Genomic DNA, 19,731 nt, shown 5'->3' on the forward strand with positions numbered 1-19,731 from the left:
CTAGTCCTTCAAAAAAAAAGCGTTCAACTCTATCATGAGTTTGAACGCCTATTTAACTTTGGTATTTAAAATTACTTCACTAATGCCTCCCACAAAATCTCTACGGGATGCTGGGCGATTCTGCCAGTACCGTCTTTAATTTGATGTCGACAACTTGTGCCAGGTGCGGCAATAATTACTTCAGCTGATTGTTTTCTGATGGTCGGGAAAAGTACTAATTCGCCTACTTTCATCGAAACTTCATAATGTTCTTCTTCATAACCAAACGACCCTGCCATTCCACAACAGCCCGAAGGAATTAATTGTACTTCATAATTGACTGGCAATGAAAGCATTTTTTTCGTGGCAACTAAAGACGATAAGGCTTTTTGATGACAATGTCCATGCAGTTTTATCCGTTTCTTTTCTTGCGTAAATAATGATTTACTCAGTACTTTTTTATCAATTTCTTGTGCAATAAATTCATCTATCAAAAAGGCATTTTTGGCTACTTTTTCGGCATCTGCTAACAATGCTGCTGGAACTAATTCCAAGTACTCATCTCTCAAAGTCAAAATGGCAGAAGGTTCAATGCCCAAAATTGGCATATTATCGCTAACGATTTTTGATAAACTTTTTACATTTTCAATCGCAATTTGTTTGGCTTCTTTCACCAAACCTTTTGATAAATAGGTTCTTCCACTTTCTAAATGTTCGGGAAGAATTACTTCATAGCCTAAAGCTGTAAGTAACGAAATGGCTGTTTTACCAATTTCTACATCGTTATAATTGGTAAATTCATCACAGAATAAATATACTTTTTTGTCCGTTTTTGTCGAAACTCGTTTTTTATCCCAAGCTCTTAATGTAGTTTTTCCTAAAGTTGGTATCGACCTTTCTTGAGCAAAACCCAGTACTTTTTTGGTAATGCTGGCGGTAAGTGGTGTTTTTACAATAAAATTATATAAGGCAGGAAAATTCGATGCCAATGCCTGTGATTTGGTAAAATTGCCTATCATTTTTGTACGGAAAGGCACGCCATGAACATCATAATAATGTTGTAAAAACTCTGCTTTCATTTTACCCACATCTACTTTTGAAGGACATTCAGATTTACAGCCTTTGCACGACAAACATAAATCCATTACTTCCTTAATTTCCTGATGGTCGAAACGGTTTTCTTGTTCTGAATTGGTTAAAAACTGGCGTAAAATATTCGCTCTTGCACGAGTGGTGTCTTTTTCGTTTTTAGTTGCCATGTAACTCGGACACATCGTTCCGCCTGTTACTTCTGTTTTGCGACAATCACCCGAACCTGAACATTTTTCTGCCAAACGTAAAATACCTTCTTGATTACTAAAATCAAAATAAGTATCAATTGTAGGGTTTTCTTTGCCTGCTTCATAACGCAAAAATTCATTCATCGGTGGTGTATTCACAATTTTATTGGCATTGAAAATACTTTTTGGGTCGAAAAGTGTTTTTACTTCTTTCAACAAGGTAAAAACTTCTTTGCCCAAAACACTTTCGATAAATTCACCTCTCAATCGTCCATCGCCATGCTCGCCACTCAATGAACCATTATATTTTTTTACCAATTCAGCCGTTTCTTTCAACACTGTTCTGAATAAAGTTTTCCCTTCTTGCGTTTTGAGATTTATCATCGGCTCAACGTGCAATTCTCCTGCTCCTGCATGAGCATAATACGAAGCATTGATTTGATGTTTCTTCAAAAGTGCTTGCAAATCACCGATATAAGCTGGTAAATCTTCTGGAGCAACTGCACAGTCTTCAATCAAATTCACAGGCTGAATATCACCTTTTAAATTACGGATTAATCCCAAACCTGCTTTGCGTACATCCCAAGCGGGCGTAGTTTCTGCTCCTTTCACGACAGGAAATGCGTAACCGATATTCGCTTTTTTGAGGTCGGCAATCAAGGCAGAAATTTTTTGATTCAAGACTTCGTCGCTTTCTTCCATAAACTCTACCATCAATATCGCTGCTGGGTCGCCTTCGATAAAAAAGCGATTTTTTTCATAAACTGGATGTCCTTTGGTAAAATCTAAAATGTACTTATCCACCAATTCAGAAGCCATTGGTTGATGTTTCAGGGCAACCAAATTGGCTTGTAAAGAATCTTGAATAGTATTACAGTGAATACAAACTAAAGCGGTTTCTTGCGGAGGTAAGGGCAATAAATTTAGTTTGGCTTCGGTCACAAAAGCCAGTGTTCCTTCTGAACCTGCCAATAATTTACAGAAATTAAAAGGCTTTTCGCTGTCGGGCAAAAACATTTCGCTGTCCACCAACATATCTAAAGCATAACCTGTATTTCTGCGTTTTAAAGTTTTCTTTGGATAGCCTTTTTCAATCGCTTCTTGGTTGAATGGATTGTTGAGCGTTCTAAAAATATCACCGTATAATTTTCCTTCTAAGGTTTTAGCATTTACTTTTTTAAAGTATTCGGCTTTTGTCAATGCTCCAAATTCTACTTCCGAACCATCACTTAATAATACTTTTGCTGAAATCAGATGGTCACGAGTAGTTCCCCAAACGATTGAATGTAATCCGCAAGAATTATTTCCAATCATTCCGCCAATCATCGCTCTGTTTGAAGTAGAAGTTTCTGGTCCGAAAAGTAAACCGAATGGTTTGAGAATCACATTCAAATCATCTCTGATAACGCCCGGTTGTACACGTACCCAACGCTCTTCTTGATTAATTTCTAATACATTGGTAAAGTATTTTGAAATATCAACCACAATGCCTTTTCCGACTACTTGCCCTGCCAAAGAAGTACCTGCTGAACGTGGAATAAGGGTAAGGTTAAATTCTCTTGCCAATTTTATTAAAGCCTTGATGTCGGCAGTGTTTTTCGGAAGAGCTACTGCTAATGGTTTTTCTTGATACACCGAAGCATCGGTAGAATACAATATTTTTTGAGCATTGTGGAGAGCAGAATTATCGTAATAAATTTCGCCAGAAAAAGATTCGTGGAAAAACTTGAAATCAGAAATAGTAATTTTAGAAGACATATCGTTGAGAGTAATTTGCCTGTAAAATTAAAGCATTCAACCTCCATAAAATGCTTTGATGAAAACTTTTTTCCAGTCTTACCCAGATTTTGCCATTCAACCCATTAATAAACTCCACTTGTCATATCGTAGTTGTTTGTCAAAATTTGTGGCTTTAAATTTATCTTGTTAAATATTAATCTTATTGTATGAAATTCCTCAGACAACTACTTGAAAGCATTCGTTTCGCATGGCAAGCCCTTCGAACTAATTTATTACGTACTGTTTTATCGCTTTTGGGCGTAACTATCGGTATTTTTTCGATTGTTGCTGTTTTTACTTTTGTTGATTCGATGAACATGGGAATTCGTGAACAAATCGATTCATTTGGTAAAGGAGTTGTTTATGTGGGCAAATGGCCTTGGGTAATGAGCAATAATTATCCTTGGTGGAAATACATCAATCGCCCAACTATGAAGTACAATGAATTCAAATATTTATCTGATAATCTTGAAAATTCTCAAGCCATTTCTATCATTGATGGCAGACAAACTACACTAAAAAACGAGAATAATAGTATGGAAACTAGGCTTATGGGAGTAAGTCAAGATTATAACAAAATTTCAGATGTACTCGTAGAAAGCGGAAGATATTTCTTAAGTAACGAAACCGACAATTCGGCCTTCGTGGTAATTTTAGGAGCCTCCGTCAAAGAAGCTCTTTTCCCAAACAGAGGCGATGTCATTGGTGAAACGATTAAAATAAATGGCATCAAATTCAAGGTAATTGCCATGATGAAGAAAAAAGGAGAAGATTTGATTAGTTTAGGTGGTTCGCCTGATGAACAAGCTTTTATTCCCTACACTACTTACGCTAGTTTATTCCAAAAAGACCAGCCCGAACCTGACATTGCTGTTAAAGCTTATGATTGGGACAAAGGGCAAGAAACTTTAGAAGGCGAAGTAACTGGATTAATGAGAAGTAGAAGAGGTTTGAAACCTACGCAAGACAATAATTTTTCAATCAATAGACTTGATGGTGCTGTAAAATTCTTTGAATCAATCTTCGCAAGTATGAATGTTGGTGGCGGAATTATTGCTCTTTTCTCTTTGTTAGTAGGTGGTTTTGGTATTGCAAATATCATGTTTGTTTCCGTAAAAGAACGAACAAATATTATTGGTATTCAAAAATCTTTAGGTGCAAAAAATTACTTTATATTATTTCAATTTTTATTTGAAGCAGTTTTTCTAAGTTTAATCGGTGGTGCAGTAGGAATATTTTTAGTCTGGATGATGTCATTTATTAATTTTGGTTCTCTCAAATTAGTTCTTACAGTTGGCAATGTAATGTTTGGGTTACTTACCGCTACATTTATTGGTGTATTATCTGGCATTGTTCCTGCTTGGGTGGCTGCAAGATTAGATCCTGTAACTGCAATTCGTTCAAAGTAGATTAAAGAATCTATTTCACATAACAACCAAAATAAACTATTTTTGCTGGAAATATTAATTTAGATTATACGCAATCTCATAAAGCCAGCAAAAAATAATAATGAATTTAAAACACCTTACTTTTTTAAGATTTATTGTAGCTACTTGGGTTGTTATTTTTCACGATTGGGAATCGCTTAGAAAATATGTGCGTCCAGACTCTAAAATTGATACCTTTTTAGGAAATGGTAATGTCGCTGTGCCATTTTTCTTTACCTTATCTGGTTTTGTATTAGCTATTAATTATGCAGATAAACTAAATAATTGGAAAGATATTAAGGTTTATATAGCTAAAAGGTTGTTCAGAATCTATCCCATTTATTTTGTTTCAATTCTTTTTACTTTATATTTAGAAATACTAAATCATCAACCAAGTAATTTCTTTAAAATTTTCATTAATATCATTTTGGTTCAGTCATGGTTAACAAATTCTTTTGAACCTATCATCAATCATCCATCATGGAGCTTATCAATAGAGTTTTTTCTTTATTTAATTTTCCCATTGCTGATTTTCATTTTCAAAAAAAATAGAGATTTAAAAACAAACCTTATCATTTTAACATTAATCACTAGCATTTGGCAAATATTTTGTGTGAGTGAATTTATTTATGCTATCCCTTATGCTTTATCTTGGATTTTCACTTTTTCAATTGGGATAATTTGGGGGTTAATATATCTTAAAAAACAGTATAATTCCTCTTTACTTCTAACATTCGTTGGATTATCATTGATACTATCAGTAAGTTTTGGTATAGTAAACTTTTGGAAAAATATTGCTATCTATTGTTTTGGAGTAGGATCTCTCTTATATTTAATGTCCAGCTTGCAATCTAATTTTACTAAATTCATGAGTTTACCAATATTTGTGAAATTAGGAGAAATAAGCTATTCAATCTACATTATTCAGTTTCCATTAAAAATGTGGTTTAGGAAAGTACTTTCTGAGAATAATATTCATTTGAGTTCATTTAAAGATTTCATGGTTTTTTACATTACCTTATGTTTATTAAGCTTACTTGCTTACGAATGGTTGGAAAAACCAATAAAACAAAAATTAGAAAATGTTCTGTTAAAACAAAAATAGTCTTGTAACACAAATTAAAACAGCTTTGATTATGGCTTTCAACGACCAAATAAATTCAGCAAAACAAGTAACAATGATTTTTATCAGACGATTATTCATTGGAATAATCACACTAGGAGTACTTGTGTTAATGTTTAGTTTTCTGATGACCAAAGTGGCTTATTCAGTTGGAGACAGGGCTGGGGTAATTTCTAAATTCTCTAAGAAAGGAGTACTTTTTAAAACTTTTGAAGGAGAATTGAATGAGGGTGCTCAGGGACAAATGGGTAATATGGTGAACCGTCTTTGGGCTTTTACAGTAGATTCAGACGACCCAGCTGTTGTTCAAAGATTAGAAGACGCAATGCTAACTGGACGACGCATTAAAGTGCATTATGAACAACGCTATATGAAATTTTCTTGGATGGGCGATACTGAGTATTTTGTCACTGAAGTAGAAGAAGCTCCTTTAAAATAAAATAGAGAATAGTTTTGAGGCTATTCTCTATTTTATTGAGCTATCATTATTGATTATAGATTCAATGTTGTTAATACATTGTTCATGTTACGAACAGCATCAGCAGATTTAGCAAATAAAGCTTGCTCCGCATCATTCAATTTATAATCAATTATTTTTTCCCATCCAGTTTTTCCTAACACTACTGGAACGCCTAAACAAATATCTGATTGTCCGTACTCTCCTTCTAAGAAAACCGAACAAGGAATTACACGTTTTTCATCACGAATAATTGATTCAACAACTGATAAACTTGCAGCACCTGGTGCATACCAAGCCGAAGTACCTAATAAACCCGTTAACGTAGCACCACCAACCATTGTATCAGCAGCAACTTTCGTTAAAGTAGCTTCGTCTAAATAATCAGTAACAGGTGTTCCGTTCCAAGTAGCTAAGCGAGTTAAAGGAATCATCGTTGTATCGCCATGACCACCAATTACCGAGCCATGTAAATCGTTTGGAGAAACATTCATTGCTAAAGATAAATAGCATTTGAAACGAGCTGAATCTAAAGCACCGCCCATACCAATAATACGGTTTTTAGGTAATCCAGAAGCTTTCAATGCCAAGTAAGTCATAGTATCCATCGGATTCGATACAATTACAAAAATGGCATCTGGCGAATACTTTAGAATATTATCAACTACCGATTTTACAATTCCTGCATTTACGCCTATTAGTTCTTCACGTGTCATCCCCGGTTTACGTGGAAGACCAGAAGTAATTACAACGACATCAGAATTAGCCGTTTTTGAATAATCGTTTGTTACACCCGTCAATTTAGTATCCCAACCTAAAATGGCAGCAGTTTGGAACATATCCAATGCTTTCCCTTCTGCAAAGCCTTCCTTGATGTCAAGTAATACTACTTCAGAGGCTAATTCTTTTCTGGCAATGTTATCAGCTGTGGTTGCACCCACTGCTCCTGCACCTACTACAGTTATTTTTGACATAATCGATTGTAAATTAATTGTTTTAGTAAAATACGTTTATAATCTAACGCAAATGTAAACCATTTGATTATTCACTAACGGTTTATTACAAGTATTTTTTGTAGAATTCTTAGTAAAAGTTTGGTAAATTGTATATTTCTATATTTTAAGGATATGTTCATTCATCGAAGTTTTAAAATTAATCCCATAAATTATGAATAATGAAAACTTAGTTGGTAAAATTCTGAAATCTGTTTTCTATAAAAATGCTACCAAAAAGGCTGGTAAGTATGCTGGTACAGGTTTAGCTGTACTTGAACTATTAAGAGAAGCACTCATTAAAGCTAAAGATATTGCTCAAAAAGAAAATAAAGGTATCGGACAAGTACTTGCTGACCGCATTACTACGTTAAGTAGAATGGTGAAGGCTTATGCTACGGGTAGATATAAAATTATTCCTTGGGCTAGTATTCTGAAAATTATTGCAAGCTTAATTTACTTTATTTCTCCTTTCGACTTAATTCCTGATTTCTTACCTTTAATTGGCTTATCTGACGATTTAGCTTTGGTAATGTGGTTGTTTACTTCTTTAAAAACTGACATTGATAATTTTATTGCTTGGGAAAAAGGAGAATTAATTCCTGAATGAAGCCTTTACAAGGCTCTGTATGCTTTTACATACAAAGAAAAACTAAATCGTAAAATCTAAAATCTAAAATCATTGCTTATCTTTACGCAAATATTTAATAACTAAGGACATGATACTGACTTCAATTTATCTAATTTTCAACATGGGCGGTCCAGAATTAATTTTGGTTGGTTTAGCGGTGTTGTTATTTTTCGGTGGTAAAAAATTACCAGAATTAATGAAAGGCTTGGGCAAAGGCATCAAAGAATTCAAAGAAGCACAAAAGGACGTAACTGACCAGATTACTAAAGGCTTAGAAGACGATTCAACAAATACAAAAAAATAGTATTAAAGTATCATAGTAAAGGCATAGTTGAGATAATTTTCTTGTCTCGACTATGCTTTTGTTTTGTTAATAGATTGGTTTTTGAAAGTTTTTTTTCAAAAATCAACAGTTCGATAGTAACTCTTTCCAGATGAGCTATTGTAATTACACTAAATTAAATCATTCATGAAAGTATATTCAACCTTAAAAGATATCCAAACAGACCTTTACGCTGGTAGCATTACTTGTCGTCAGTTAGTGGAGTTCTATTTGAAAAATATTGAGGAGAAGAACAACACACTAAATGCTTTTTTGTCTGTTTTTGACCAAGAAGCCTTGGAGAAAGCCGATGAAATTGATGCTAAAATCAAAGCAGGAACAGCCAAGAAATTAGCAGGAATGGTTTTGGGCATCAAAGATTTACTTTGCTATAAAGACCATACTTCACAAGCTGGAAGTAGAATTTTAGATGGTTTTGAATCTCAGTTTACAGCAACTGCTGTTCAAAGAGTAATTGATGAAGATGCCATTATCATAGGCAGACAAAATTGTGATGAATTTGGAATGGGTTCGACTAATGAGAACTCTGCTTTTGGCCCATGTTTAAATGCTGTAGGTGAAAATCGTGTAGCTGGTGGTTCCTCTGGAGGCTCTGCTGTAGCTGTTCAAGCAGATATGTGTTTGGCTTCACTGGGTACTGATACTGGTGGTTCTGTGAGAATGCCTGCTGGTTTTTGTGGTTTGGTTGGTTTAAAACCTACTTATACAAGAGTTTCTCGTTGGGGTTTGATTGCATACGCTTCTTCGTTCGACTGTATTGGACCAATCACAAAATCAGTTGAAGATGCCGCCATTTTATTAGAAATAATTGCTGGAAAAGATGAACAAGACAGTACTGTTTCTAACGAAAAAGTACCTGAGTACACGGCTTTTCAAACAGAAAAGAAAACATATAAAATTGGCTACTTGAAAGAAGCAGTAGAAAGTGAAGGTTTACAACCTGAAGTAAAAGCTGCAACTTTAGCTAAATTAGCGTATTTAAAAGCACAAGGTCATGAAGTTGAAGCGGTGGATTTTCCGTTGATTAAGTACTTCTTGCCAACATATTATACCCTTACAACAGCTGAAGCAAGTTCAAATTTATCAAGATTTGATGGTGTTCGTTACGGACATAGAAGCACTGAAGCGACAGACTTGATGTCTCTCTATAAAAAATCTAGGTTTGAAGGTTTTGGGAAAGAAACACGTAAAAGAATTATGCTTGGAACATTCGTTTTAAGTGCAAGTTATTACGATGCGTATTATACGAAAGCACAAAAAATCAGAAGATTAATCAAAGAATTTACAGATAATTTATTAACTGAATACGACTTTTTGGTTTGTCCAACTACGCCAACAACAGCCTATAAATTAGGAGAAAAAACAGCTGACCCTATCCAAATGTACTTAGGAGATTTGTTTACTGTTCAAGCGAATGTGGTGGGTTTACCAGCTATTTCAATTCCAAATGGCTTAGATAATGATGGAATGCCAATTGGTTTTCAAATCATGGCAGGTGCTTTCGAGGAAGCCGAATTATTAACTTTTGCACAATTAATCTCATAGCGATTAATTGTTGTCAAAACTTAACATGCTGATTTATTAAGCATTATAAAAATGTATCGCTTATCAACCTTTATAAATAAGGACAAGCGATACATTTTTTTTGAATTATTTTGAACAAGTTATAGATTATATCGACATTATTAATGTTTATTTTACAAAAAAGAATACCACTCCTTTCTTACAATAAGACAATACATTCTTTTATAAACACAATAAATCGTTCGTTTTTTTAGTTAAAAATATTTAGCTTTGTAATTGTATTTTTTTGTGTTAACCCTTTTTTAGAGATAGACTAATCTTTACCGTATGATACTCGCCACTTTTAGAACATTCTGTATCGGTTGTTTACTTTTTGTAAGCACTTATACAAATGCCCAAATAACTGCAGGTTCGGAACAGCAAACTGCTACCACTGACACCGCTACGGTAACTATTCAACAAGTCGTGACGCCAGAACCTACTTGGCTAATTGACCCCAAAACGGTAGAACCACGTCTAGGAGCTTTACAAAAAGAGATTCCTCTTACTTATAATACTGTCACTCATCAATTTGTAGAATACTTTGCTTACCGCAAACCTTCGTTTACTAAAACGATGCTTGAACGCAAAGGTGTGTTTTTCCCACTTTATGAAAAATACTTAAAAAAATACGGTCTTCCAGATGAATTAAAATATTTATCATTAATTGAATCAGGATTAAATCCTAAAGTAATTTCAAGAGCTGGTGCTGGCGGACTTTGGCAATTTATGCCTAAAACCGCCAAGTTAGACTTTGGTTTGAAAATGGATGAGTATGTTGATGAACGTTTTGATCCTGAAAAAGCAACTGAAGCCGCTTGTAAATACATGCGTCAATTATATAATATTTTTGGTGATTGGCATTTGGTATTAGCAGCTTATAATACGGGCCCGGGAAACGTTCGTAGAGCAATTCGTAAATGTAATGGCGGACAAACTTTTTGGTCTATCTACAATTGTTTGCCTCGTGAAACCAGAGCTTATGTGCCTCAATATATTGGGATTCTTTACATGATGCACCATGCTGATTCACATGATATTTATGCTGAGAATATTGAAACAGCGATTCCTCATGATACAATTGTTTTAAATTCTTATATTGATTTGAATAAATTTGCGACCTTGAGTAATATTCATTTAGAAGAAATTCAAAAATTAAATCCGCAAATTTTAACGCATATTTTACCTGCTCGTACTCGTAATTTTCAATTAAAATTGCCAAAAAGTGAAATGGCTTTTTTCAGAGAAAACCGTCAGTCAATTCTTGATTCTGCCACTAAATTACCTTCTACTTTAATTGAAAAAGTAATGCAAACGCCAGGAGTTGTTTTAGCAAGTAACAAAAACGAAGATACTACAAATACTTTTCAACAAACTTTAGCTTCGATTCCTAACGAAACCAGAACAGTTTTCACAAGAGAAATTGTGGAAGATGACATGGAGGACGTTGTGATTAATAAAAAGCCTAAGAAAACGACTTACATCGTAAAGAAAAAAGATAATTTACACCAAATCGCCGAGCATTTTGATGTAGATGTGTACGACATCAAACACTGGAATCATCTTGCTAATACGACCATCCAACCAGGTCAAAAACTAATTATTTTTAAAGAATCAGCGGTTTCGTCAACAGTAAAGTATGCTCGTTCAAACCAGAAAGAAAAAGAAAATGTAGGCAAAGGAAAAGCACGTTTTCATAATGTTCAAGATGGCGACACACTTTGGAATATCTCTCAACGTTACGGAGGAATTTCAATCGATAAACTGAAAAAATTAAATGGAATTAAAAACAATGTTGTAAAAGCAGGGATGAAACTAAGAGTTTCATAATAATTCCAAGAGACAAGATATTTAAAAGTCCGCATGACATTTGAGTTATGCGGACTTTTGCGTATTTTTGAACCTATCAATTCTATTCATAAAGGTAATTGAAGCACGACAAAATTGATTTTCGTTGCTCTTTTTCCAATAATTCAACACATTAAATGATCGCCTACATTGACGGTAAATTAACTTATAAAGACCCTGCTTACGTTATAATTGATGTAAATGGTGTTGGTTATGAAATTAAGATTTCGCTACAAACTTACGCTGCTTTAGAAGACGGAACCGAGCGTTGTAAACTTTTCACCTATTTAAATATTCGTGAGGATGCTCATGTTTTGTATGGTTTTAAAGACCCTGAAGAGAAAATACTTTTTCTTGATTTACTAAGCGTATCGGGTATTGGGCCAAACACTGCTTTGGTAATGCTTTCTTCGATGTCTTCGGCAGAAATTCGTCATGCTTTGATGAACGAAGATGTGAAAACGATTCAGAGTATAAAAGGTATTGGTGCAAAAACAGCACAAAGAGCCATTATCGAATTGAAAGATAAGCTTAGAAAAGAACAAATGTTAGGTACTTCTTCTCCTTCAATTTTCCCGACACAAAACAACAAAGTAAGAAACGAAGCATTAGCAGCCTTAGTTACTTTAGGTATTCCTAAAAATGTGGCAGAGAAAAGTATCGATGCAATTTTGAAGAAAGAAGGAACAGAAATTACCGTAGAACAATTAATCAAAATGGCTTTACGATAAACTTTGAACATGAGTGCTAACACTCAATACTTCAAAAAATAATATTATTTAAAAATATTGAGTGGCTATTTCTCGTTTGAAGTTCAGCAAGAAGCTTTTATTCCTCTAACATAAATTCCCTTGCTGTACTTCACTTTTAAAATTTAATGTTGTTTTAAGAAAAATTTAAACGAATAACATTGCGTTTACTCTTTGACAAATTATTCTTAAAAAATACCACATCAATTAAAATACTTAGGTATTTGAATATCAAGCTACTTAACTGTGCAACGAAAAAAGTTTTACTTACTTTCTGGAGGGTTCATATTATCAGTCTTTGCTTCACTTGCATGGGTTTCACCCATGCGAGGCACCGCTTATCAACTGACAAATAGAAACGCAAGATCTATATTTTCTTCTTACTTAGCGGATACGTTAAAAAAATCTGGGAGGCGTCCTCGTTACAAATTAAAAGACCGTTACGCTAACCGTTTCACAAATAAAACGGTAACTTCTCCTTTTAGCCCTAAAGATTCCAAAGCGTTAAATACAGAATTCAGGTTAGATTCGTCTGGGAAAATTTCTGTTTACGAAAAAATTAGAGGACTTTCAGACAATACCCAATATCGACCAGCCGAACAAATCAGCATTAAAGATTATTCTACCTTACAAGAAAATCGTTTTATGCGAGATTACTGGCGGAAATATGCAGCCGCACAAGATGGCAAAGACGATACGAAAGGACGAGGGTTATTACCAAAAATAGAACTCCCTCCTGCTATCGATAGAATTTTTGGAGGTACTCAAGTTGACTTTAAACCCAATGGAAATATTTTACTTGACATCGGTTACATTGGACAATTCATTGATAATCCAGCGATTCCTGTTCAGCAACGATACATTGGAAATCTTAATTTTACAGAACAAGCTCAGATAAATTTTCAAGGAAAAATTGGCGATAAATTAAATATCAATACCAATTTCGATACCAAGGCAAGTTTCAATTTTCAGAATCAACTTAAATTAAACTGGAGAACTAACGAAGAAGACATTTTACAAAATATAGAAGTTGGAAATACTTCATGGCAACTAAATAGTCAACTTATTCCGGGTGTACAAAATCTTTTTGGCTTAAAAACCTTAATGCGTTTTGGTAATTTGGATGTGACAACTGTTTTGGCTCAACAACGTTCAAAACAAGATTGTATCACGCTCAGAGGTGGAAGTCAAGGTAAAAACTTTGAAATCAAAGCAAGTGCTTATGATGAAAACAGACACTTTTTCCTTTCTACTTTTTTTAGAAACAATTACGAACGTTCTTTAAAAAATCTTCCAATTATTACTTCGGGTATTACCATTACTCGTGTAGAAGTATATGTTACGAACAGAACGCAAAGCCCTGAAACACTGAGAAATTTAGTAGCTTTTTCTGATTTGGGTGAAGCCAATCCATATAACAAAACAAGTAAAAACATTCAGCCTTTTAATGGAAGTAACCAAACGCCAGTTGATAATGCTAACAACGGATTGTATGCCGCTACTAGAGCCGATGCAGAAGTAAGAAAAGCCGACCAAGCTACATTTAGATTGCAAAATGAATTTGGTTTATCGAAAGGAACTGACTTCGATTTGCTTCGTGGAGCAAAACGATTGTCGGATAGAGAGTATAAATTCAGTCCAGAATTAGGATATATTTCATTAATTACGCCATTGCGTAATGATGAAGTGTTGGCGGTTTCTTATGAATATACTTTAAATGGACAAAGACATCAAGTTGGTGAATTGACAGAAGATTACCAAGATCAAGCTGACGATAAAGTATTGATTTTAAAAATGTTGAAATCATCAACAGTCCGTAATAATTTGGAGCATCCGATGTGGGACTTGATGATGAAAAACGTATATTCGCTTAATACACAACAATTATCAAAACAAGCTTTTCAATTAAGAGTGGTTTATAAAGACGACCAAACGGGAGTTGATAATCCGAATTTACAAGAAGGTAGAAAATTAAAAGACATTCCATTAATTAGAGTATTAGGGCTTGATAAACTCAACCAAAATGGCGATGCCCAAGTGGATGGAAATTTTGACTTTGTAGAAGGAGTAACTATTGATAGTAAAAATGCCAAAGTAATTTTCCCTGTGTTAGAGCCTTTCGGTTCAAGCTTACAAAAGCAATTTGATGTTGATGAAGTACAATTAGTTGACAAATACGTATTTGATAAACTTTATAGAAGTACTCAAACAGATGCAGCACAGTTAACAAGTAAAGATAAATTTTTCTTGAAAGGAAGTTATCAATCTGCTGGCGGTGGCGATGTTTCTTTACCAATTGGTGTTGATGCAAAATCGGTACAAGTGTCAGCAGGTGGCGTGCCTTTAGCGGCTGGAACTGATTATATCGTTGAGCCACAATCTGGAAGAGTAAGAATTCTAAATGTTGGCGTTTCAAATTCTGGACGAGAAATTAAAATTTGTTACGAAAAACCTGATTTGTTCAATAATCAAATCAGAACACTTCTAGGAACACATTTGGATTATACCGTTGGACAAAACTTCCATTTGGGTGCTACAATCCAACACATGAAGGAAAGTCCGCCAAACTTTTTAACAAGAGTACAAATCGGAAATGAACCAGTAAATAATACCATTTTCGGTTTTGATGCAGCCATTCAACGTCCTTCAAAATTTTTAACAAGATTAGTGGATGCTTTGCCTTTGATTTCTACCAAAGAAACTTCTGGTATTGATTTTCAAGGAGAGTTTGCACAATTAATTCCTTCTGTTAACAACGATGTACAAGGAAATGCCTTTATTGATGATTTTGAAGTAGCCAGAAATGTATTCAGTTTGAGCAACCAAGCAACCGCTTGGAAACCAGGAGCAACACCTTTGATGTTCCCGCAAGGTTCACCTAATAGTTTGGAAAGTAGTTTTAGAAGAGCAAAAATTTCTGCTTACATTGCAGATTTCAGTTTGTATGGAAATAATGGCTCAAACATTAATGTACCGGGCTTAAATGCAGAAGAATCTGGTAAATATGCTTATGAAAGAGCTGTTTCAATTACTGGTTTATTCCCAAATCGTCAGTTAGCCAATAATATTACAGGCATTCCTTTGGGCGTACTTGATGTAGCCTATTTTCCATCTGAAAGAGGTATCTATAACTTCTCGACCAGTTTAACTGATAGAGGTTTTTTGAATAATCCAACTCAAAATTTTGGAGCAATTACTCGTGCCATTACTTCTGACACAGATTTCGACAATGCCAATATTGAAACGCTTGAATTCTGGATGATGAATCCATTAGTAGATGGCGAAACGGGTGTTGTTAGAGCCAGCGGCGATTTAGAACTCGACCGCCAAAATAGCCAAAGACGAAATCAAACTGGAGGAAAATTGATTTTCAACTTAGGTGATATTTCTGAAGATGTGATTCCAGATGGTTTCTCAAACTTTGAAAATGGTATTCCAGCTGGCGAAAAAATTGTAACGGGTACTTCCGCAAACGTTGAAAGAACTACTTGGGGTTTAGCACCGAAACAGCAATTTGTAACAAACGCATTTTCAAATAATAGCGATAGAAGTTTGCAAGATATAGGTTTAGATGGTTTACCAAACAAAGCCTCTGCTTCAACAGATGAATTTGACGAGCAACGTTTTTTTAGTACTTATCTTAACGAAGTTCGTACCAAAGTAACTGACCAAACAGCTTTGTTGGAATTTGAAACTGACCCTGCTGGTGATGACTTCGTGCATTACTTGAACGAAAAATACAATAATACTTCAAGTGTAATTTTGCGTTATAAAAATTACATGGGTCTTGAAAACAACTCTCCTACCACTGCGGCAACTGCCAATACCAATTCTGGTTATACAGAATCAAGTAATCAGCAGCCAGACCGTGAGGATTTGAATAACGATAATACTGTAAACGATAACCAAGCTTATTACCAATATGAACTTGATATTAAGCAAGAAAAAATGGTGGTTGGTCAGAATTATATCGTTGATAAAATCACTGAAAATGGCGTAGATTGGTTTTTATTTAGAATTCCAATTAAAGATTATACTTCTAAAGTAGGAAATGTAAATGGCTTCAAATCAATGAGATTTATCCGTACTTTCCTAACAGGTTGGGAACAACCCGTTGTTTTCCGTTTTGCAGCTTTCCAGCTTTCTGGCTTCCAATACCGTAAATATACTGGCGAACTTACGCCAAGAGGTTTGCAGGATGTTCCAGAACCTTATGATGCTAATTTTAGAATTACCACGGTAAATATTGAAGAAAATGGCCCCGCCAACAAAGGTGCAAATACTGTTCCTTACGCAGTTCCTCCAGGCTTTGTTCGTGACAGAGATATTACCACCATTAGTAATTCTCAATTGAATGAACAGTCTTTGAGTTTATGTGTTGATGGTTTGAGAGATGGCGATTCAAGAGCAGGTTTCAAAAATACTTTGTTTGATTTTATCAATTACAAAAACTTAAGAATGTTTGTCCACATGAACAGCCCAAATAATGATGTGGAAGATAAAGTATCTGCTTTCATCAGAATTGGTACTGATTTAACAGATAATTATTACGAAATTGAAACCAAAGGTTTAAAGCAAACTCGCTACGCAAGTTCGGTTACTTCAGAAGAAGTTTGGCGAGAAGAAAACGAAATTGATATTCCATTCGCTATTATTAAAAGTGTAAAAACAGAAAGAGACCGATTAGGAATTAGTTTGAATAGCCCATATCGTAAAGAAGTAATCGGGAATAATGGACATACTTATTTTGTGACGGTTGTAGGTCGTCCAGACCAAAGTGCCATTCTAACTACAATGATTGGTGTACGAAATCCAAAATCGACAGATGAACAAGCAAAAACATTTTGTATTTGGGTAGATGAATTAAGAGCATCTGGTTTCGACCAAACTTCTGGACAAGCCGCCATCGGAAAATTAGGATTAAAACTAGCAGATTTCGCCAATGTAACCATGAATGGTTCATTTAAAAACTATGGTTTTGGCGGAGTACAATCTAAAATTTCTGAACGTGCCAGAGAAACAACCGTAGAATATGGCATTGCGGCGAATATCAATGTCGATAAACTTTTGCCTGAAAAATGGGGTTTAAAAATTCCTTTGTATGTGAGTTATGACAGAAGAAATGTAAGTCCAACTTTCAATCCGCTCGACCCTGATATTTTATTAGATAGCACACTCGCCACCATTACTGACCCCATAGAACGGGAAAAATACAAAAGAATGGTGCAAGATAATTCTGAACGAAAAGGCTTGAACCTAACCAATATTAGGAAAGTAAAGACAAACCCTACAGCAAAATCTCATGCTTGGGATGTTGAAAATCTGACTTTTACTTATGCTTTTGCAGAATTAAAAAGAAGTAATACAACGATTGATGAGTACAGACAAACCTCTCATCGTGGTGGACTTACTTATACTTTCACAGGAAATCCAAAGTCGATTGAACCCTTTAAAGGAATGAAAAGCAATCATCCTTTATTGCGTTGGGTGAAAGATTTCAACTTATCTCCTTTGCCAAATTCTATTACTTTCAGAGCAGATATGGACAGAAGTTTTGTAAAAACACAATTAAGAAATGCCGAAGTAACACAAGCTGGAAGCAGTGGAATTCCGACATTGACCACGGATGGTGTTGCACCACTTTTTGAAAAATATTGGTTGTTTAATCGCTACTATAATCTAGGTTGGAATTTAACTAAAAATGTTACTGTAAACTATAATGCTACTGCCAACGCCATCATTGATGAGCCTTATGGCGGTTTGGAAACACAGAAAGACAGAGATTCTGTTGCGGCTAATTTAAGACGATTCGGTAGAACAAAAAACTATGACCAGCAGATGAATACTGTTTGGCGTTTACCTTTGAATAAATCACCGTTAACAGACTGGATGACTGCCGATTATAATCATAAATTCGGATATACTTATGCAGCCAATTCGTTCAACATTAAGGATTCTTTGGATTTACCTTTTGGAAATATCATTAAAAATACCAGAAACCGAGGCATTACTGGCAAGATAGATTTAGTAGCACTTTATAACAGAGTTCGTGCCTTACGCATTGCCAATCAACCAAGAATTGAGCGCAAGAATATTGCAAGAAGCCCCGGTGATGATGAAGATATTGTAAAACCACAAGCGAATATTCTGAAAAGTATTACTCGTTTGTTAATGACGATTCGTGGTATTAATATCAATTATAATATCGACGAATCAACTACTTTGGCTGGTTTTATGCCAAATCCAGGATTATTAGGAATGAACAACCAAAGCTCTGCACCGGGTATTGGGTTTATCACGGGTAGCCAAGATGGAGACATTCGTTTCAGAGCAGCAGAAAATGGTTGGCTTACTAAAAGTACAGTGCAAAATGTACCTTTTTTACAAACTAGAACACAAAATTTGACTTATAGAAGTGCTTTAGAGCCTTTCAGAGATTTTAAAATTCAGTTAGAAGGGAAATGGAGTAGATCTGATAATTATCAAGAATTTTTCAGACCAGCCACCGTTGGGGGTGAATATCAAAGTCAAAGCCCTGTTCGTTCAGGGAATTATAGTATGTCATTTTTATCATTTTTGACAACATTCGACAGTAATTCTCCAGATAATAATTCCGTTATTTTTAACCGTTTCAGAAGTAACCGACAAGTTATTTTAGACCGTTTAAATGCACAAAAAGCAGGTTCTGGCGAATATAATATCAATTCTCAAGATGTATTGATTCCAGCTTTTTTTGCAGCATATAGTGGTGTTTCGCCCAACAAAGTAAGCTTCTCTCCTTTTGTGAATTTACCGCTTCCAAACTGGCGAGTTGATTATAACGGTTTGGCAAATATTGGTTGGTTTAAAAGAACATTCTCTAACATTTCTATCAGTCATGCTTATACTTCAACTTATAGTGTTGGAAATTTTGTATCATCTTTAGAATATACCGACCCATTCCAATTGAATTTGAATAATTTGATGTATCCACTTTCATCGAAAGTAAATTCGGATGGTACTTTGATTCCAGTTTTTGTAATGAGTACGATAAAATTTGAAGAGCGTTTTGCACCATTCATTGGTTTTAATGCCATTACAAAAAGTAAAATTTCTTTAAAAATCGAATATAATCAAGATAGAAACGTAGGGTTGAACTTGGCGAATTCACAAGTAAACGAACTTTCAAATAAAGATTTAACGGTTGGAATGGGCTTTACCAGAGCCAATATGCTAATACCTTTCAGAGTAAATGGACGAAGAGTAAGATTACCAAACGATTTGAAATTTAGTGCCAACATGACGATTCGAGATACAAGAACGATTCAAAGAAAACTAGATGCTGAAACGGTAGTGACGCAAGGATTTATGAATTTTCAGTTTCGTCCACAAGCAAGTTATAATGTCAATAAAAGGCTGAGTGTGAATGTTTACTTCGATAAAATGTTCAATAATCCATTTGTTTCAAACTCTTATTATCGCTCAACAATTGCGGCAGGTTTCCAAGTAAGATTCAGTTTATCCGAATAAATCATCGACAGATTGATTCGGAAGCTTTTTGAACTTTACTAATTTTAATTT

General features: G+C 34.8%; 11 protein-coding genes. 9 read left to right on the forward strand and 2 right to left on the reverse strand.

What is annotated here, in order from left to right; all coding sequences use genetic code 11:
- Positions 1–71: 71 nt before the first annotated feature.
- The gene (locus HNP25_RS08800; RefSeq protein ID WP_184133396.1) at positions 72–3,017 is read right to left on the reverse strand and encodes an FAD-binding and (Fe-S)-binding domain-containing protein; all 2,946 of its coding nucleotides are present in this window, start codon (positions 3,015–3,017) and stop codon (positions 72–74) included.
- A 188-nt stretch (positions 3,018–3,205) separates the two neighbouring features.
- Here HNP25_RS08800 and HNP25_RS08805 point away from each other — a divergent pair, with 188 nt between their 5' ends.
- The 3 genes from HNP25_RS08805 (at position 3,206) to HNP25_RS08815 (ending at position 6,027) form a co-directional block, all read left to right on the forward strand.
- Positions 3,206–4,447, forward strand: a complete 1,242-nt coding sequence (locus tag HNP25_RS08805; RefSeq protein WP_184133398.1) for an ABC transporter permease — start codon at positions 3,206–3,208, stop codon at positions 4,445–4,447.
- A gap of 100 nt (positions 4,448–4,547) precedes the next feature.
- Positions 4,548–5,570: an acyltransferase family protein gene (locus HNP25_RS08810; protein ID WP_184133400.1), complete on the forward strand. Its 1,023-nt coding sequence runs from the start codon at positions 4,548–4,550 to the stop codon at positions 5,568–5,570.
- 31 nt (positions 5,571–5,601) lie between these two features.
- On the forward strand, positions 5,602–6,027 hold the full coding sequence (locus HNP25_RS08815) for a hypothetical protein (RefSeq protein ID WP_184133402.1): 426 nt from the start codon (positions 5,602–5,604) through the stop codon (positions 6,025–6,027).
- A 53-nt stretch (positions 6,028–6,080) separates the two neighbouring features.
- On the opposite strand, the gene mdh is transcribed toward HNP25_RS08815, so the two are convergent.
- On the reverse strand, positions 6,081–7,019 hold the full coding sequence (mdh, locus tag HNP25_RS08820; protein WP_184133404.1) for a malate dehydrogenase: 939 nt from the start codon (positions 7,017–7,019) through the stop codon (positions 6,081–6,083).
- 193 nt (positions 7,020–7,212) lie between these two features.
- Here mdh and HNP25_RS08825 point away from each other — a divergent pair, with 193 nt between their 5' ends.
- The 6 genes from HNP25_RS08825 to sov all read left to right on the forward strand — a co-directional run bounded on the left by HNP25_RS08825 (position 7,213) and on the right by sov (position 19,680).
- Complete coding sequence (locus HNP25_RS08825) at positions 7,213–7,647, forward strand: YkvA family protein (RefSeq protein ID WP_184133406.1); 435 nt, start codon at positions 7,213–7,215, stop codon at positions 7,645–7,647.
- A 109-nt stretch (positions 7,648–7,756) separates the two neighbouring features.
- A complete protein-coding gene (locus tag HNP25_RS08830) occupies positions 7,757–7,972 on the forward strand; it encodes a Sec-independent protein translocase subunit TatA/TatB (protein ID WP_184133408.1) in 216 nt (71 codons plus the stop codon).
- Positions 7,973–8,137: 165 nt separating this feature from the next.
- Entirely contained in the window at positions 8,138–9,556 is a 1,419-nt protein-coding gene (gatA, locus tag HNP25_RS08835; RefSeq protein WP_184133410.1) for an Asp-tRNA(Asn)/Glu-tRNA(Gln) amidotransferase subunit GatA, read from the forward strand.
- Positions 9,557–9,862: 306 nt separating this feature from the next.
- Positions 9,863–11,404 (forward strand): lytic transglycosylase domain-containing protein, encoded by a 1,542-nt coding sequence (locus HNP25_RS08840; protein WP_184133412.1) that lies wholly within the window; start codon positions 9,863–9,865, stop codon positions 11,402–11,404.
- A 155-nt stretch (positions 11,405–11,559) separates the two neighbouring features.
- Positions 11,560–12,153 (forward strand): Holliday junction branch migration protein RuvA, encoded by a 594-nt coding sequence (ruvA, locus tag HNP25_RS08845; protein ID WP_184133414.1) that lies wholly within the window; start codon positions 11,560–11,562, stop codon positions 12,151–12,153.
- A gap of 342 nt (positions 12,154–12,495) precedes the next feature.
- A complete protein-coding gene (gene sov / locus HNP25_RS08850; RefSeq protein ID WP_221432434.1) occupies positions 12,496–19,680 on the forward strand; it encodes a T9SS outer membrane translocon Sov/SprA in 7,185 nt (2,394 codons plus the stop codon).
- Positions 19,681–19,731 lie beyond the last annotated feature (51 nt).

The sequence above is a fragment of the Arcicella rosea genome, assembly GCF_014204325.1.
Classification (GTDB): Bacteria; Bacteroidota; Bacteroidia; order Cytophagales; family Spirosomataceae; genus Arcicella; species Arcicella rosea_A.

Excerpts from the sequence above, each read along its gene's own strand:
- HNP25_RS08800 (WP_184133396.1), bottom strand. The coding sequence starts at position 3,017 with ATGTCTTCTAAAATTACTATTTCTGATTTCAAGTTTTTCCACGAATCT.
- HNP25_RS08805 (WP_184133398.1), top strand. The coding sequence starts at position 3,206 with ATGAAATTCCTCAGACAACTACTTGAAAGCATTCGTTTCGCATGGCAA.
- HNP25_RS08810 (WP_184133400.1), top strand. The coding sequence starts at position 4,548 with ATGAATTTAAAACACCTTACTTTTTTAAGATTTATTGTAGCTACTTGG.
- HNP25_RS08815 (WP_184133402.1), top strand. The coding sequence starts at position 5,602 with ATGGCTTTCAACGACCAAATAAATTCAGCAAAACAAGTAACAATGATT.
- mdh (WP_184133404.1), bottom strand. The coding sequence starts at position 7,019 with ATGTCAAAAATAACTGTAGTAGGTGCAGGAGCAGTGGGTGCAACCACA.
- HNP25_RS08825 (WP_184133406.1), top strand. The coding sequence starts at position 7,213 with ATGAATAATGAAAACTTAGTTGGTAAAATTCTGAAATCTGTTTTCTAT.
- HNP25_RS08830 (WP_184133408.1), top strand. The coding sequence starts at position 7,757 with ATGATACTGACTTCAATTTATCTAATTTTCAACATGGGCGGTCCAGAA.
- gatA (WP_184133410.1), top strand. The coding sequence starts at position 8,138 with ATGAAAGTATATTCAACCTTAAAAGATATCCAAACAGACCTTTACGCT.
- HNP25_RS08840 (WP_184133412.1), top strand. The coding sequence starts at position 9,863 with ATGATACTCGCCACTTTTAGAACATTCTGTATCGGTTGTTTACTTTTT.
- ruvA (WP_184133414.1), top strand. The coding sequence starts at position 11,560 with ATGATCGCCTACATTGACGGTAAATTAACTTATAAAGACCCTGCTTAC.
- sov (WP_221432434.1), top strand. The coding sequence starts at position 12,496 with ATGCGAGGCACCGCTTATCAACTGACAAATAGAAACGCAAGATCTATA.